The organism is Aestuariibacter sp. A3R04 (assembly GCF_018860805.1).
In the GTDB taxonomy this organism is placed as follows: Bacteria; Pseudomonadota; Gammaproteobacteria; order Enterobacterales; family Alteromonadaceae; genus Alteromonas.
Map to the genome: position 1 here is coordinate 19,364 of NZ_JAHKQR010000009.1, position 15,480 is coordinate 34,843.

The 15,480-nt window shown below is 47.8% G+C and carries 14 protein-coding genes; 12 read left to right on the forward strand and 2 right to left on the reverse strand.

Translation table 11 applies throughout. The annotated features are described in order from the left end of the window. Positions 1-158: 158 nt before the first annotated feature. From KO518_RS09040 to KO518_RS09085, 10 genes are all read left to right on the forward strand, one after another. A complete protein-coding gene (locus KO518_RS09040; RefSeq protein WP_216025532.1) occupies positions 159-1,496 on the forward strand; it encodes a Na(+)-translocating NADH-quinone reductase subunit A in 1,338 nt (445 codons plus the stop codon). Between the two features lie 3 nt (positions 1,497-1,499). Further along, positions 1,500-2,702 (forward strand): NADH:ubiquinone reductase (Na(+)-transporting) subunit B, encoded by a 1,203-nt coding sequence (locus KO518_RS09045; protein WP_216025533.1) that lies wholly within the window; start codon positions 1,500-1,502, stop codon positions 2,700-2,702. Continuing rightward, positions 2,692-3,456 carry a Na(+)-translocating NADH-quinone reductase subunit C gene (locus KO518_RS09050; RefSeq protein ID WP_216025534.1) on the forward strand — a complete coding sequence of 255 codons (765 nt, stop codon included), beginning with the start codon at positions 2,692-2,694 and terminating at the stop codon, positions 3,454-3,456. The genes KO518_RS09045 and KO518_RS09050 overlap by 11 nt, the downstream gene beginning before the upstream one ends. A gap of 12 nt (positions 3,457-3,468) precedes the next feature. Beyond that, positions 3,469-4,101, forward strand: a complete 633-nt coding sequence (locus tag KO518_RS09055; protein ID WP_216025535.1) for an NADH:ubiquinone reductase (Na(+)-transporting) subunit D — start codon at positions 3,469-3,471, stop codon at positions 4,099-4,101. A 3-nt stretch (positions 4,102-4,104) separates the two neighbouring features. Beyond that, a complete protein-coding gene (gene nqrE, locus KO518_RS09060) occupies positions 4,105-4,713 on the forward strand; it encodes an NADH:ubiquinone reductase (Na(+)-transporting) subunit E (protein WP_216025536.1) in 609 nt (202 codons plus the stop codon). A gap of 19 nt (positions 4,714-4,732) precedes the next feature. Next, entirely contained in the window at positions 4,733-5,962 is a 1,230-nt protein-coding gene (gene nqrF / locus KO518_RS09065) for an NADH:ubiquinone reductase (Na(+)-transporting) subunit F (RefSeq protein ID WP_216025537.1), read from the forward strand. 90 nt (positions 5,963-6,052) lie between these two features. Next, the gene (locus tag KO518_RS09070; protein ID WP_371742286.1) at positions 6,053-7,048 is read left to right on the forward strand and encodes an FAD:protein FMN transferase; all 996 of its coding nucleotides are present in this window, start codon (positions 6,053-6,055) and stop codon (positions 7,046-7,048) included. An 8-nt stretch (positions 7,049-7,056) separates the two neighbouring features. Then, on the forward strand, positions 7,057-7,290 hold the full coding sequence (gene nqrM / locus KO518_RS09075) for a (Na+)-NQR maturation NqrM (RefSeq protein WP_216025538.1): 234 nt from the start codon (positions 7,057-7,059) through the stop codon (positions 7,288-7,290). A gap of 129 nt (positions 7,291-7,419) precedes the next feature. Then, the gene (gene dinB / locus KO518_RS09080; protein WP_216025539.1) at positions 7,420-8,493 is read left to right on the forward strand and encodes a DNA polymerase IV; all 1,074 of its coding nucleotides are present in this window, start codon (positions 7,420-7,422) and stop codon (positions 8,491-8,493) included. 2 nt (positions 8,494-8,495) lie between these two features. Continuing rightward, the gene (locus KO518_RS09085; RefSeq protein WP_216025540.1) at positions 8,496-8,714 is read left to right on the forward strand and encodes a DUF1653 domain-containing protein; all 219 of its coding nucleotides are present in this window, start codon (positions 8,496-8,498) and stop codon (positions 8,712-8,714) included. A 55-nt stretch (positions 8,715-8,769) separates the two neighbouring features. On the opposite strand, the gene KO518_RS09090 is transcribed toward KO518_RS09085, so the two are convergent. Continuing rightward, positions 8,770-9,780 (reverse strand): serine/threonine dehydratase, encoded by a 1,011-nt coding sequence (locus tag KO518_RS09090; protein WP_216025589.1) that lies wholly within the window; start codon positions 9,778-9,780, stop codon positions 8,770-8,772. A gap of 133 nt (positions 9,781-9,913) precedes the next feature. On the opposite strand from KO518_RS09090, the gene KO518_RS09095 reads away from it, so the two are divergent. Both KO518_RS09095 and KO518_RS09100 read left to right on the forward strand, forming a co-directional pair. After that, entirely contained in the window at positions 9,914-12,802 is a 2,889-nt protein-coding gene (locus KO518_RS09095) for a bifunctional diguanylate cyclase/phosphodiesterase (RefSeq protein WP_216025541.1), read from the forward strand. An 18-nt stretch (positions 12,803-12,820) separates the two neighbouring features. Next, positions 12,821-13,195: a PH domain-containing protein gene (locus tag KO518_RS09100; protein ID WP_216025542.1), complete on the forward strand. Its 375-nt coding sequence runs from the start codon at positions 12,821-12,823 to the stop codon at positions 13,193-13,195. 54 nt (positions 13,196-13,249) lie between these two features. Here the strand turns inward: KO518_RS09100 and KO518_RS09105 are convergent, their stop codons facing one another. Beyond that, on the reverse strand, positions 13,250-15,457 hold the full coding sequence (locus tag KO518_RS09105; protein WP_216025543.1) for a S9 family peptidase: 2,208 nt from the start codon (positions 15,455-15,457) through the stop codon (positions 13,250-13,252). Positions 15,458-15,480 lie beyond the last annotated feature (23 nt).

Sequence of the window (15,480 nt, forward strand, 5' to 3'; positions counted from 1 at the left end):
CTTGGCACGTTTAGTACGGGCAGGTTCGAAAACCGACCAGAACGCTGCAACGGAAAATCTAAACAGGGAATTGATCCTGACAAAGAGCGCTTCTGCATGCAGGCAGCGATGCTGCAGTTATGCATAAGGGTTCTTCTATTAGAGTAGTGCGATTACGTATGATAAAAATCAAGAAAGGTCTCGACCTCCCTATCAAGGGAGCGCCGGAACAGCAGATCTCCGATGGAGCTGCTGTCACGCGCGTTGCCATTCTGGGAGAAGAATATGTTGGCATGCGTCCTACCATGCATGTCCAGGTTGGTGACAAAGTGAAGAAAGGTCAGGTTCTTTTTGAAGACAAAAAGAACCCCGGCGTTAAATTCACCGCGCCAGCTTCAGGCGAAGTGGTAGAAATTAACCGCGGTGCCAAGCGTGTTCTTCAATCTGTAGTAATTAAGTCTGAGGGCGGCGAAGCTGTCACTTTCGACAAGATTGCAGCAGACCAGATTGCCAGCGCTTCAATTGAACAACTGCAAACCACACTGGTGGAATCTGGATTGTGGACAGCGCTCCGCACCCGCCCATTCAGTAAAGTTCCAGCCGTTGGTTCATCACCTCGTTCCATTTTCGTCAACGCGATGGACACCAACCCGTTGGCCGCAGACCCAACCGCCATTATTGCCGAACGCAATGAGGACTTCGTTGCCGGTTTGAAAGTGCTCAAACGGCTTACCGAAGGCAAGGTCTACGTTTGTAAAGCGGCAGGTGTATCTGTGGCAACAGGCGATGCCCAGGTAGATGTCGCTGAATTCGCAGGCCCGCACCCAGCAGGTCTTCCCGGCACGCACATTCATTACCTCGACACGGTGGGTGCAGGCAAAGTCGTATGGACAATCAATTACCAGGACGTGATGGCATTCGGTGCCACAATCACTTCCGGTGAGCTAGATGTACGTCGCGTCGTTTCTCTGGCGGGCCCTGCGGCGAAGCAGCCTCGTTTGGTTCGCACCGTTGTCGGCGCTGACATCGCAGAACTAACTGCCGGTGAGTTAGTAGAGGGCGATGTACGTGTAGTCTCTGGCTCTGTGTTAAACGGTACTACTGCACAAGGCGTACACGGTTTCCTTGGACGCTATCACTTACAAGTTTCCGTTTTGAAAGAAGGGCGTGAGAAAAAGCTGTTCGGCTGGATCACACCTGGTTCAGATAAACACTCGGTGACACGGGCTTATCTCGGTCACCTGGGCAGCAAAGAATTCGACATGACAACGACAACCAACGGTTCAGAGCGCTCCATGGTGCCAATTGGCAACTACGAGCGAGTGATGCCGCTGGACATTCTTCCTACGCTATTGCTGCGTGACCTGATTTCAGGTGACACGGATAGTGCTCAGGCAATGGGGTGTTTGGAATTGGACGAAGAAGATTTGGCTCTGTGTACTTACGTATGCCCTGGCAAATACAACTATGGTCCAATTTTGCGCAGTTGTTTAACTACCATTGAGAAAGAGGGTTAAGTCATGGGTTTGAAGGCATATTTGGAAAAAATCGAACCAAATTTCGAACCGGGTGGCAAATACGAAAAGTGGTATGCGCTTTACGAAGCAGCTGCAACCATTTTCTACACACCTGGTAAGGTGAATAAAGCCGGTACACACGTTCGTGACAGTATTGACCTGAAACGCATCATGATCATGGTCTGGATTGCGACCTTTCCAGCCATGTTTTTTGGTATGTACAACATTGGTTTACAGGCACAGGATGCGATAGCAGCTGGCGCAGGTACTGTACCTGATGCTTGGCAGGCTGCGCTTTTCTCGGCGCTTGGTGGTGATTTGGCTAATGCTGGCACACTGGGTCTGTTTTTCTACGGCGCCTGTTTCTGGTTACCAATCTATGCAGTTACCTTTGCAGTTGGTGGTTTCTGGGAAGTGCTTTTTGCATCGGTGCGCAAGCACGAAGTGAACGAAGGCTTCTTCGTAACGTCAGTTCTGTTTGCTCTGACATTACCAGCCACTATTCCACTGTGGCAGGTGGCGTTAGGTATCACCTTTGGGGTTGTTATTGCCAAGGAAGTGTTCGGTGGTACGGGGCGTAACTTCCTCAATCCGGCTCTGTCTGGCCGTGCGTTTCTATATTTCGCATACCCTGCGCAAATCTCAGGCGATCAAGTCTGGGTAGCTGCCGACGGTTTCTCTGGTGCTACGTCGCTAAGTCAGGCGGCATCCGGAAATCTGGATTACAGCAATATGGATCAGTGGATGAGCAGCTTCATTGGAACCATTTCTGGTTCTGCTGGTGAAGTATCAGCACTGGCAATTATGATTGGTGGTTTGTTCATCATGTATATGCGCATTGCAAGTTGGCGTATCGTTGCCGGCGTTGCAATCGGGGTTGCTTTCTTCGCCACCTTACTGAACATGATTGGCAGTGACACCAACCCCATGTTTGCTATGCCTGCACACTGGCACTTTGTCATCGGTGGCCTGGCATTTGGTATGTTCTTTATGGCAACCGACCCGGTTTCAGCGTCATTCACCAATAAGGGTAAATGGGCTTACGGTATCTTCATCGGTTTTATGACGGTCCTTATCCGCGTCCTCAATCCGGCCTTCCCTGAAGGTGTAATGCTGGCGATTCTGTTCGCTAACTTGTGGGCGCCACTGTTCGACTATTTTGTCGCGCAAAGCAACATCAAGCGGAGGGTAGCACGTGTCGGCTAAGAAAGAATCATTAGGAAAAACAGTCGGCATCGTTGTCGCCGTCTGTCTGGTTTGTTCTATTGTGGTATCTGGTGCGGCGGTAGGCTTGCGCGAACTCCAGCAAACCAATGCAAAACTCGATAAACAGACGAATATCCTTGTTGCTGCAGGTCTATACGAGACTGGCATGAGCAACGATACCATCGAAGCAAAGTTCGAAGAGTTCGTTGTACCCCGTTATGTCGATTTGGATTCTGGTGAGTTTACTGAAGCACCTTCGCCTGACTACGATATGTACAAGGCGGCTAAAGTCACTGAAACCAGCACGCCTGTAACCAATAGCAATGTGGGTTTCCAGCGTCGCCCTAACGTAGCCAGTGTATATTTGGTACGCGACGAAGCTGGAAAAGTAACACGCGTAGTTCTGCCCGTTCACGGCAGTGGGCTGTGGGATTTGATGTACGGTTTTCTGGCTGTTGACGCCGATGGCAAAACAGTAAAAGAACTTATCTACTATCAGCAAAAAGAAACGCCAGGGCTGGGCGGTGAAGTGCAAAACCCTGCATGGCAGGAAAAGTGGGACGGCAAAAAGTTGTATGAAAACGGCGAAGTTGCTATCAAGGTTAAGAAAAATGCTAACCCTGACAACCCACATTCAGTTGATGCACTGTCCGGCGCAACCCTAACCAGTAATGGTGTTCAAAACACCATACAGTATTGGGTAGGTGAGCAGGGCTTCGGTCCTTTCCTTAAGAAACAAGCATGGCGTTCATAAAGGGGTTTTCTCGTGGCTGACACTAAAGAAATGAAAAAGGTCCTCTTTGGACCGATTTTAGATAACAACCCGATCGCCCTGCAGGTACTGGGTATCTGCTCTGCGTTGGCGATCACCACTAAGCTGGAAACGGCCTTGGTTATGTCACTCGCGCTGACAAGCGTTGTGGCGTTTTCCAACCTGTTTATTTCGGCTATTCGCAACCAGATCCCATCGAGTGTGCGTATCATCATTCAGATGACGATCATCGCCTCTTTGGTAATCGTCGTTGACCAAATCCTGAAAGCTTACTCCTATGAGATTTCAAAACAGCTTTCGGTATTCGTGGGACTGATTATTACCAACTGTATCGTAATGGGTCGTGCAGAAGCGTATGCGATGAAGAGCCCACCGCTGATGAGCTTCCTCGACGGCATTGGTAATGGTTTGGGTTACTCTTTCATTCTGATTTGTATTGGCACAGTCAAAGAACTGTTCGGTTTCGGTACCATACTGGGTTTCGAAATTCTGCCGTTGGTACAAAACGGTGGCTGGTATCAGGGCAATGGCCTGTTGATCCTGCCATTTAGCTCATTCTTCCTGATTGGCGGTATGGTATGGATTATTCGTACTTTCCGTCCGGAACAAGTAGAGCCTAAGGAGTAATTCATGGAACACTATTTGTCTTTATTCGTTCGTTCGATTTTTATCGAAAACATGGCGCTGTCTTTGTTCCTGGGGATGTGTACTTTTCTGGCGGTATCCAAGAAAGTAAAAACCGCCATGGGCCTGGGTGTTGCTGTTGTGGTGGTATTGGGTATTTCCGTGCCGGTTAACCAGGTCATCTATGTAAATATTCTTGCTCCTGGTGCATTGGCCTGGGCGGGTTTTCCTGATACAGACTTAAGCTTTCTGAACTTCCTGACGTTTATCGGTGTTATCGCAGCGTTAGTGCAAATTCTGGAAATGACGCTGGATAAATTCTTCCCTGCTTTATACAACGCATTGGGTATATTCCTGCCGTTGATTACCGTTAACTGCGCCATCTTCGGTGGTGTGGCGTTTGCGGTCCAACGGGAATATAACTTCACCGAGAGTATTGTTTACGGTGTTGGAAGTGGTCTTGGTTGGGCGTTGGCAATTGTATTGCTGGCCGCTGTACGTGAGAAACTGAAGTACGCCGACATGCCAGACGGCGTTCGCGGCCTGGGCTCGGTGTTCATGATTGCAGGTCTGATGGCATTAGGTTTCCAGTCTTTCACTGGTATAGCACTGTAATAACGCAAAGGAGCATAAAATGAATGTAGAAATGTTACTTGGCGTTGGCATGTTCATTGTCATCGTACTGGCGTTGGTGTTTATCATCATGTTCGCCAAATCCAAGCTGGTACCGAGCGGTGATGTCACTATCATGATCAACGGTGATCCAGATAAAGCCATCACTACGCAGCCTGGCGGCAAACTGCTGGGCGCATTAGCCGAAGCAGGCATTTTTGTATCGTCAGCGTGTGGAGGCGGTGGCTCTTGTGGTCAGTGTCGGGTAGATGTTAAATCTGGTGGCGGTGAAATTCTGCCTACCGAACTCGACCATATCACTAAACGCGAAGCCCGTGAAGGTTGCCGCTTGTCATGTCAGGTTGCTATTAAACAGGACATGGAAATTGAACTGGAAGAAGAAATCTTCGGTGTTAAGAAGTGGGATTGTGAAGTTATTTCTAACGACAACAAAGCTACTTTTATCAAAGAGCTGAAGCTGAAAATTCCAAATGGCGAAAGTGTACCTTTCCGCGCTGGTGGTTATATTCAGATTGAGGCGCCACCTCATCACGTGAAGTACAAAGATTTCGATATTCCTCAAGAGTATCGTGCTGATTGGGAGCGTTTCGGTTTCTTCGACATCGAGTCAAAGGTAGATGAAGAAACTATCCGGGCGTACTCCATGGCGAACTACCCGGAAGAAGAAGGCATTATTATGCTGAATGTGCGTATTGCTACGCCGCCGCCTAATAATCTGAGTCTGCCAGCAGGCAAAATGTCATCGTATATCTGGAGTTTGAAAGAAGGTGATAAAGCCACTATTTCAGGCCCGTTCGGTGAATTCTTCGCGAAGGATACTGAAGCTGAAATGGTATTTGTTGGCGGTGGTGCAGGTATGGCACCTATGCGTTCACACATTTTCGACCAGCTTCGCCGTTTGAAAACTAACCGTAAGATCACGTTCTGGTACGGTGCGCGTTCGCTTCGCGAAATGTTCTATGTTGAAGACTTCGACGAATTGGCGGCAGAAAATGATAACTTTGAGTGGCATGTGGCGTTGTCTGATCCACAGCCGGAAGACAACTGGGAAGGCTACACTGGCTTTATCCACAACGTGTTGTTAGAAAATTATCTCAAAGACCATCCGGCGCCAGAAGATTGTGAGTTCTACATGTGTGGGCCTCCTATGATGAACGCTGCGGTTATTAACATGCTGAAAGATCTTGGGGTAGAAGACGAAAATATCCTGTTGGATGACTTTGGCGGTTAATAGTGAAAAGGTATAATTAAAAAAGGGGGCACAGCCCCCTTTTTTGATAACTGAGGAATACAAGTGATAACACACGTTTTGCGAAGCAGTATTGTTCTGTTGTTGCTTCTTGTCGTCAGTGGTTGCGCCCGAGAGGCCAAGCAGGTTGCTCATTTGCATGGCGAAACCATGGGCACCACTTATAACGTAAAATACGTGGTTGACGAGCGCGGTCAAATTGACGGCTTACAGGAAGCCATTGACGAACGACTTGTTCACATCAACAAACTGATGTCTACTTACGACCCAACGTCTGAATTGTCTCGCTTTAACCAGCGTCGCTATACAACGCCTTACACACTTTCAGATGAGACGGCCAAAGTTGTGAAAGAAGCCATTCGGCTGGGTAAATTGAGTAACGGTGTGTTAGACGTTACCGTTGGGCCGTTGGTAAATATGTGGGGCTTTGGCCCCAACAAACGGCCGGAAAAAGTTCCATCAGCAGAGCAAATTGCCGATGTACGGAAATACGTCGGTCTCGATAAGCTCACCTTGAATGGCAATGCGCTGAGTAAAACTCATCCTATGCTATATGTTGATTTATCTACAATAGCAAAGGGCTATGGGGTTGATCAGGTGGCTGATATAATGGAATCACGAGGTATCAGTAACTACCTGGTGGAGATTGGTGGAGAAATGCGTGTGAAGGGCGAACGGGGCAACGGGGAAGCATGGTTAATTGCTATTGAAAAACCCGTTACTACGGAACGCGCAGTGCAAAAAATTGTCTCAATAGGCACCAATGCGATCGCTACGTCCGGTGATTACCGCAATTATTACGAGGTGGATGGCAAGCGGTATTCTCATTTGATCGATCCGCGAACTGGGCAGCCGATTACGCATAATTTAGTTTCAGTTACAGTCGTTCACCCTTCGTCGATGACCGCAGATGGTCTTGCGACAGCGTTTAATGTTATGGGGTGGGACGAAGCAATAGCACTGGCCAAACAGGAAGGGTTAGCCGTGTTTCTTATTAAGCGCACTGAAGATGGCTTCGAGGAATATGCGTCGCCGCATTTTGAAGACATCGTGAGTGTTAAAGATTAGGAGAGGTCATGTCTACTTTTATTCTCGCGTTTGGTTTTTTTCTCACCATGGTCTTGGCTATGGCCATAGGGTATGTAGTTCAGAAAAAGTCGATTTCCGGTAGTTGTGGTGGCTTGGGAGCGTTAGGTATTGATAAGGCCTGTGATTGCCCTGAACCCTGTGATCGCAAAAAGGCGCGCACTGAGCGGGAAGAAGCCCGTCAGAAACGCATTGCTGAATGGAAAGACAACCAAATCATGTAATTAGTATTAGCGCGCTTTGGCGCGCTTTTTCATTTTATTGCAACCTGCCTCAACCCCTGCAAATTTGTCATGTGACTTTACTCCGTTTTATCGTAAAATGCTGTTTGAATATACAGTGTTGGCTATGTAGTGAAAAAAATTATTCACGTTGATATGGATTGCTTTTACGCTGCGGTTGAGATGCGTGACAATCCATCGTTAACCCATAAACCCATCGCTATCGGCGGCAGCGCCGACAGGCGAGGCGTGATCTCAACCTGTAATTATCCCGCCAGAAAGTTTGGGGTGCGCTCAGCCATGGCGACGGCGTATGCCAAGCGGTTATGTCCGGATTTAATTTTACTCAAAGGGCGAATGGAGGTTTACGTTAAAGAAAGTCAGCGGATCCGAGAGATCTTTGCCGACTACACGCACCTGATTGAACCCTTGTCCCTAGACGAGGCTTACCTCGACGTCACCAATACTCAATTGTTCAATGGCAGCGCAACACTGATTGCAGAAGACATACGCCGACGCATTAAAAGTGAGTTAAATCTGACCGCATCGGCGGGAGTTGCACCCTGCAAGTTTGTTGCTAAGGTCGCCAGTGATGAAAACAAGCCCGATGGCATTTGTGTCGTGACACCTGAGTATTTAGACACCTTTGTGAAAGCTATGCCTCTGGGAAAAATACCCGGCGTGGGCAAGGTAACGCAACAAAAGTTACAACGCATGGGCTTGCAAAATTGTGCCGACGTCAGGGCATATCCTTTTGAGAGGTTGCAAAAAGAGTTGGGCAAGTTCGGTACTGTATTGTGGAATCGCGCCCACGGCGTGGACGAAAGAGATGTAAATGTAAGCCGGGAAAGAAAATCCATTGGCGTAGAGCGAACATTTAGCGAAGATTTACACACGTTAGAAGCGTGCCGGGAAGTCATGCCTATGTTGTGGGATAAGCTACAGGAAAGGGTAGCGGGATACCTGGCAAAGACTGGTGCTAAACGTTGTGCCATTCGCTCGCAGGGTGTGAAGCTGAAATTCAGTGATTTTCAGCAAACCACCGTCGAGCACCGGCATCACGATATTGACGAAGGTTTTTTTCACACGCTGCTTGACGAGGCCTGGATGCGGGCCCGGGGCCGGGGCGCCAGGCTGGTGGGTATTCATCTTGGGCTGGCCGATGATGCGCCTATTCAACAACTTACACTTCCTCTGGAGGATTAACTATGACTAACGATGTAAAGCCTGGACGGTATCAACACTACAAAGGAAACTACTACACCGTATTGGGAGTGGCAACGCATTCTGAAGACGAATCGAAACTGGTGGTCTATAGGCCAGAGTATGGCGAGAAAGCGCTTTGGGTCAGGCCGTTAGATATGTTTTGTGAAACAGTCATCATAGATGGAACAACCGTGCCTCGTTTTGCCTTCATCGATGAATAATTACCCGCTTTCGTCATAGTATAGATCTTACATTCCCTACGCGCATAGCGTTTTGTTATTCCTCTTCTTGTTGAGTAACATTAGGTGGTTGAAGTAAGTAGTCGGTCTGCCATACTTCCTGCATCGTGGCCTGACTTATGTTACCCCCGGTAAGGATAACAACAGCGGTTTGTCCGGGAGGGGAATTTACGGCCCAAGACGCAACAGCGGCCATACTCATGGCGCTGGTGGGCTCAATATGCAGTTTTAATAAATGTTGTAGCCATTGTGTCCAGTAGGCGATTTGTTCTTCATTTACTTCGTAAAAATCGTCGAGCTGCTGCAATATTGGAAAGGTATTCCTACCAACTGAAGGCGTAGCAGCACCATCAGCCAGTGTGGTTGGGGTGCCGGCAAGGGATTCAATAATTCCACTTTGCAAAGAGCGTGATGCGTCATTAGCGTTCAAGGGTTCTGCGCCGATCACCTTTGCGTTGGGCTGCAAATGGCGGGCAGCGATGAGTGTGCCACTGAGTATTCCACCGCCGCCACATGGGGCAAATACCGCCTCTACGCTTCCGGCGTCTTCAAGGGCTTCAAGACAGGCGGTACCTTGCCCGGCGATAATATCCGGGTGATCAAACGGTGGGATCCATACTGTACCTGGTGTGTTTGCCGCTTCTTTCACTGCAGCATCAGCTTCAGGGCGAGTGGGGTAAAGCGCAAGCTGTGCGCCATAAGCTTTGGTGGCTGCGGCTTTTACCGGAGAAATAGACTCGGTTGCATAGATGCATGCGGGAATGCCAAATTGACTAGCTGCATAGGCGACAGCCTGAGCGTGGTTGCCCGAGCTGTTGGCGACGATACGTTCGGGCAATTCACCTTTCTCCTTAAGGCGAATAAGAAAGTGAGTTGCCCCCCGCAATTTAAAAGCGCCTGTTCTCTGTAAACACTCGGCTTTAAATAAAATACGTTGACCCAGCCATTGATTTAATAAGGTACTTTCCAATAGTGGGGTTCTGGCAACACAGCCATCTAGTCGTTTAGACGCGGCGTAAATATCATCAAAAGTGGGCTGTGCAGGGATGTTCAAAACAAGGTCCTTACCGATAGAGCACTACAACCGCATACCCTACCATTCTTTTAGGGCCCCGGCGAATTAATAAAAATGTCATATATCATTACTAAAATGGTAGGTATTTACTACATTAGTCGCCCACATGCCCCGAGAGAAAAAGAACAGAATTTATCTTTTGCCGTTCGTTCTGTTCACAATGTTAAGTGGCGTTTTTGTCGTCGCTGGTGCGTTTCTCATTCAGGACGACCTCGATTCCCGTGTGTCGAAAGCGGCATCGCTGGCCCGTCAGGTTGAGAACAGCATGTCGCTGTTTGCCTCCGAGCGACGGCAGGCTATGATTAATCTCATGCAAAGTTGGCCTGCATTTTCCGCCAACGATATCGATTGGTTTAATGCCCAAGCCGTTTCTCTAATGAACATGCAGTATGGGTATACATCGTTAGCGGTTACCGATGAACAAGGCAGTATCCGTTGGATAACATTACCAAACAGCCAGGGAATATCCAGCACGGGTTTCTCTATGATGAGTACTCCGTTGCAAGATTTAGGGATTACATCATTTTCTGTCTCCGATGACTTCCATAGTACGTTAATTCAATCCGGAGAGGGCGGTCACTACTACTTAGTCTACTCCCGGGCTATCAGCCCTCAAGAGCCTCATTTTGGTTTTCTTATTGCTAGCTTTGATGTTAGCGAAATTCTGGACATGATCATCGGTGATTTGGTGGGGCCGCAGTTTAATTTCATGATCCTGGACGGGCAGGCGCACTTACTGGAAGAAGGTGAATTTGAAAATGATGGCTCTACTGTCACCACTGAGGGGATAGATTTTCTTGGTCGTCAGTGGACATTACACATTCAAAGTCAGCCGGGAAGGTTCAATGCAGGTTGGTTGATTGCCATAGTGGGCATTGCCATGTCGCTGTTGGTGAGCTGGGTGTTACACAAACAGCTGAAAAGTGCTCTCAACCTAGTGTTGAGCCAGCGTCGCTATCAAACCGCCAGTGACGCGGCACTCGATGGACTCATGATTTACAAATCCGCTGGCGATGATTTTCTCTTGCTGGAAGCAAACAAAGTTAGCTATCAGCTATTTCCACGTCTGGGTAATCAACAAAGCGAAAAGTCGTTAAAAGTTCACCTCGATTATCTGGGCCACAGCGCACTCTTGGAAAAAGCGTTTGAGGTGGCAAAAACCGGTGAACATCACGAAACTTATCTGCATACAGAAAGCGATGCCACAGAGGCGGAATGGCTAAAAATACAAATGGTAAAGGCGGAAGAAACCCTGGCAATGACCGTCAGGGATGTGTCTGAGCGATTTCGCGCTCGCATGGCCCTGCAAAGAAGTGAAGAACGCTATCGCCGGCTTGTGGATAACATGCACAGGCACTTTGTATACACTAAAACCCCGGATCATCAGTTTGTATACGTCAGTGCGGGGCTACAAACTATTCTCGGGATCAGTGAGGCCGAGTTTTGTCGTCGGTCGTCGCAGATGGTATGTCAGGTGCCTGACAATTATGGAGAGATCACCGAGCGAATTCAGAGAGGTGAGAAGCCAGAGCCTTACTTCGTTCATTTTAAAGGCGCTGACGGCAAAGTATTTATTATCGAATTTACCGATACACCTATTTGCTCGCAAACCGGTGAATTGGAGGCAGTGGAAGGTATCGCCCGGGACGTAACAAAGGAACAGGTACTGCAAGATGAAGTGGCTTATCAGGCCAGTCACGATCAACTCACCGGATTGATGAATCGTTACGCCTTTGACAATGAATTGCACTTGTTGCTGGAGAGCGTGGAGCGGGATGAGCAGTTTGGGGTAATGTGCTTCATCGATATGGATCGTTTTAAGCTGGTAAACGACAGCTGCGGGCATCCGGCTGGAGACAAGTTACTCAAAGAAGTGGCCGATTTATTCCGCCAACAAGTGACTGACCAGGAACTGTTGGCTCGTATCGGCGGGGATGAGTTTTGTATTATATTCCGCAATCAGAAACTGACTACGGTCACGGCCAAGCTCGACAACATGCTACAGGCGATATCAAACTACCGCTTTATTCACGAAGACAGGTTGTTTTACGTGGGCGCCAGCATTGGTGTGATCCCGGTAGAGAAAGGAAGCGGTACTGCTGCAGAGCTTATAAAAGCGGCGGACAATGCTTGTTACCAGGCGAAATATGAAGGGCGAAACCGCTACTACGTTCACCGAGGCAACGGGGATACCGAGGGCCTATCTAGCGAGAGCAATGTATTAAACGTCCTGAATACAGCAGTACAGAATGGCAAGTTTGAGTTGTTCAGCCAGTCGATAATGCCGATGAAAGCGGGTAAAAACGATTTGCTCCACTATGAAATATTGCTTCGTCTTCCCGATGGCAACGGTGGGCTTATCAGCCCCGCCTTGTTTATTCCCCTCGCGGAAAGACATGGTTTGATGAACAAAATTGACTGGTGGGTGGTCGATAAAACACTCACTATACTGGAAGCTCACCCGGCTCATATCAATCGCTTGGGGAAAGTCGCCATAAACCTATCAGGCCTCACACTCGGCGACAATTCGCAATTGCAGAAAATTGTCGACCGGGTCGTGCGTTCGACTGTACCGCCAGAAAAAATTTGTTTTGAAATTACCGAAACCACGGCAGTAACCAATATCGGTGCGGCGAAGCATTTTATGGAAACGTTAAAAGACAAAGGTTGTCGATTTGCTTTGGATGACTTTGGCGCTGGTATGTCTTCCTTTACGTACCTGAAAAATTTAGACGTGGATTATGTCAAAATTGACGGCTCTTTTGTAAGAAATATGGCCCGTGACAGTATTGATCATGAAACAGTGAAAGCCATCAGCGCCATTGCACACAGTATGGGAAAACAAACTATCGCGGAGTTTGTCGCAGATCAGGAAACGTGTGACGCGTTGCGAGAATTACGTGTGGATTACGGCCAGGGATATGCGCTAGGGAAACCTATACCATTGATGAATCGCCTCGCACCGGTTAATAATGTTACTCTGTTGCGAGCTTAATGATTACAAGGAACTATTATGGGTTTATTCGATGCATTATTAGGTAACGCAAGCGAAACGGATACGGCTGTGGTGGCTGAAGAGCTGGCACCTGTACTTTCTTCGAGTGAGGAGGTTGTGAGTGCTTACAAACTTGTCAGAGATTTGGTTGTGTTCACGACCGGTCGGATGATTCTTATTGACAAACAGGGTATTACGGGGCGCAAGGTTAATTATCACTCTGTTCCGTATAAATCGATAACACAATTCGTTGTGGAAACCGCCGGTCACTTTGATACTGACTCAGAGCTCAAAATTTGGGTGTCTGGTCAATCTCAAGCTATCGAAATTGAACTTAGTAAAAACGCAGCACAAGGGGTTCAGCAAGCCTTAGCGACACAGTTATTTGGCTAATACCGGATTAAACAAAAAGGGCTGAATTCACAGCCCTTGTTGACAAGGTAAAGGTTACTCTTTTTCAGGATGCAAATTGCGATTGAAAAAGCGAGTAATAGTTTTGTACAGATGAATGCCTGTCTGTTTTCCCCTAATACTGTGTTTTTTACCCGGATAGTCCATGGTTTCGAATGGAATTGCCATATCCTGTAAATGCTTGTAAAGCTTGGTACTGTGTGTAAACAGCACGTTGTCGTCAGCCATTCCGTGATAAATAAGTAGCTCACCTTTCAAATTCTTCGCGTATGGGAATACACTCGAGGCCGTATATGCGTCGTCATCGGTGCCAGGGTTACCCATGTAGCGTTCGGTGTAATGGGTATCGTATAAACGCCAGTCTGTTACCGGCGCTCCTGAGACGCCAGCCGCGAAATAATCACCAGCCTTAAACATACTCATGAGGGTCATGTAACCGCCATAACTGTGGCCATACACGCCGATGCGATTGCCATCAACGTAGGGAAGGGTGCGCAGGAATTTCACCCCAGCAACCTGATCGCTGACTTCTATGCTCCCCATTTTTTTGAAAATAGGATCTTCAAATGCCTTGCCGCGATAGTTAGAGCCCCGATTGTCGATACTGAACACCACATACCCCTGATCTACCCAGTATTGCATAAGCAGACCGCGATTACCGCCCCAGCTGTTCGTCACTACCTGTGCGTGGGGGCCGCCATATAAATACACGATAACCGGATTTTTTCTCTTCATGTTCTCAGGTTTGTACAAACGGTAATACAAGGTAGCATTGTCGTCGGTGGTGATAGTGCCAAACTCGGGTTTGGTCCAACTATCCTGATAAACATATAATGGATGTGATTTATTGATTGCGTTTTCTTCGAGCCACGTGATTTGCTCGCCACTGGCATTGTGAAGGCTTACCTGTGGTGGATTGTTGGCGGTTGAAACCGTATCTACGTATATAGACGCGTCACTGGAGAATGCAATGCCGTGAAAACCGGGTTGCTCGGTAACTTTGGCAATCGTGCTGTCGTGTAAATCCACACTGTATAGATGCCTTTCCAGTGGTGTGTCTTTGCGACCGGTAAAAAAGAGCTTGTTGGCTTTCAGGTCAACAGCTTCTAATTCGTCGACGACCCACTTGCCTTTCGTGAGTTGTTTTACCAGCGAACCATCGTTGTTATACAGGTATAAGTGCTTAAAACCATCCCGCTCAGATGCCCAGATAAACTGGTTCCTACTGGGTAAAAATGTCAAATCATCATGAAGGTTTACCCAGGTATTGCTGGTTTCTGACAGCAGCAATTGTTGGGTTTTACTTTCGAGGTCGTAAGCGCGTAGTTCGAGTTTTTGCTGGTTGCGGCTTTGCCATTGATAAGTGAATACACCGGCAGACATCCATTGGCCACGGGCAAAATAGATGTCTTTTTCTTTCCCTAAGTCAATCCATTCTCTGGCACCCGTTTCAATGTTTTGCACCGCCAGTGTTATTGCTACATTGGGGGTGCCAGCTGCAGGGTATTTTTGCTCGATTGTTGTAATGCTGTCAGCATAAATTTCTGAACGGGTAATAATGTCTACCGGTTTTTCATCAACACGGGTAAACGCGATGTGGCTCTCATCGGGTGACCACCAGTAACCGGTCATCCGGTTCATTTCTTCTTGCGCTACGAATTCAGCCATGCCGTATTTGATGTCGCCACCGCCATCTTCTGTAATAGCGATTTCTTTTCCGCTAGTGATGTGTTTGATATACAGGTTTTGATCGCGAATGAATGAAATGTAGTTCCCTTTAGGCGATAATTTAATGTCGGTTTCAAACGCCTCGGTATCTAGTAATTGTGTTGCGCCACTTTTGCCCAATTCGTGGTAAAACACGTTGCCACCCATGGGAAAGAGCAGTGCTTTGCCATCTTTAGACCACTGGTAGCTGACGATACCGGAGCCAGATAGACGCATACGTTCACGACGTGCTTTTTCTTCGTCAGATAATTCGCTGTTGCCTTGTTGTAAGGCAGCAGAGTCGAATAACATACGGGTTTCACCAGATGCTATATGGTATTCCCATAAGTCGAGCTGGTCGTAATCTGTTTTTTTACCTTTTAGGAAGGTAACTCGCTGCCCGTCTGGTGACACTTGCAAATTTCGGGGTGCATCACCGTCGAGAGAGGGAGAGTCAAAGATCCGCTCTATAGTGAGCTCTTTGGCGTGTAGTACAGAACTGAGCATAAAGGCTCCGAATAGCAGTGTTTTTTTCATTGTGTTCTAAACGTTTTCAGGTT

Bases quoted from the DNA above. Each gene is read 5' to 3' on its own strand.
- KO518_RS09040 (WP_216025532.1), top strand. From the start codon at position 159: ATGATAAAAATCAAGAAAGGTCTCGACCTCCCTATCAAGGGAGCGCCG.
- KO518_RS09045 (WP_216025533.1), top strand. From the start codon at position 1,500: ATGGGTTTGAAGGCATATTTGGAAAAAATCGAACCAAATTTCGAACCG.
- nqrE (WP_216025536.1), top strand. From the start codon at position 4,105: ATGGAACACTATTTGTCTTTATTCGTTCGTTCGATTTTTATCGAAAAC.
- nqrF (WP_216025537.1), top strand. From the start codon at position 4,733: ATGAATGTAGAAATGTTACTTGGCGTTGGCATGTTCATTGTCATCGTA.
- nqrM (WP_216025538.1), top strand. From the start codon at position 7,057: ATGTCTACTTTTATTCTCGCGTTTGGTTTTTTTCTCACCATGGTCTTG.
- KO518_RS09085 (WP_216025540.1), top strand. From the start codon at position 8,496: ATGACTAACGATGTAAAGCCTGGACGGTATCAACACTACAAAGGAAAC.
- KO518_RS09095 (WP_216025541.1), top strand. From the start codon at position 9,914: ATGCCCCGAGAGAAAAAGAACAGAATTTATCTTTTGCCGTTCGTTCTG.
- KO518_RS09100 (WP_216025542.1), top strand. From the start codon at position 12,821: ATGGGTTTATTCGATGCATTATTAGGTAACGCAAGCGAAACGGATACG.
- KO518_RS09105 (WP_216025543.1), bottom strand. From the start codon at position 15,457: ATGAAAAAAACACTGCTATTCGGAGCCTTTATGCTCAGTTCTGTACTA.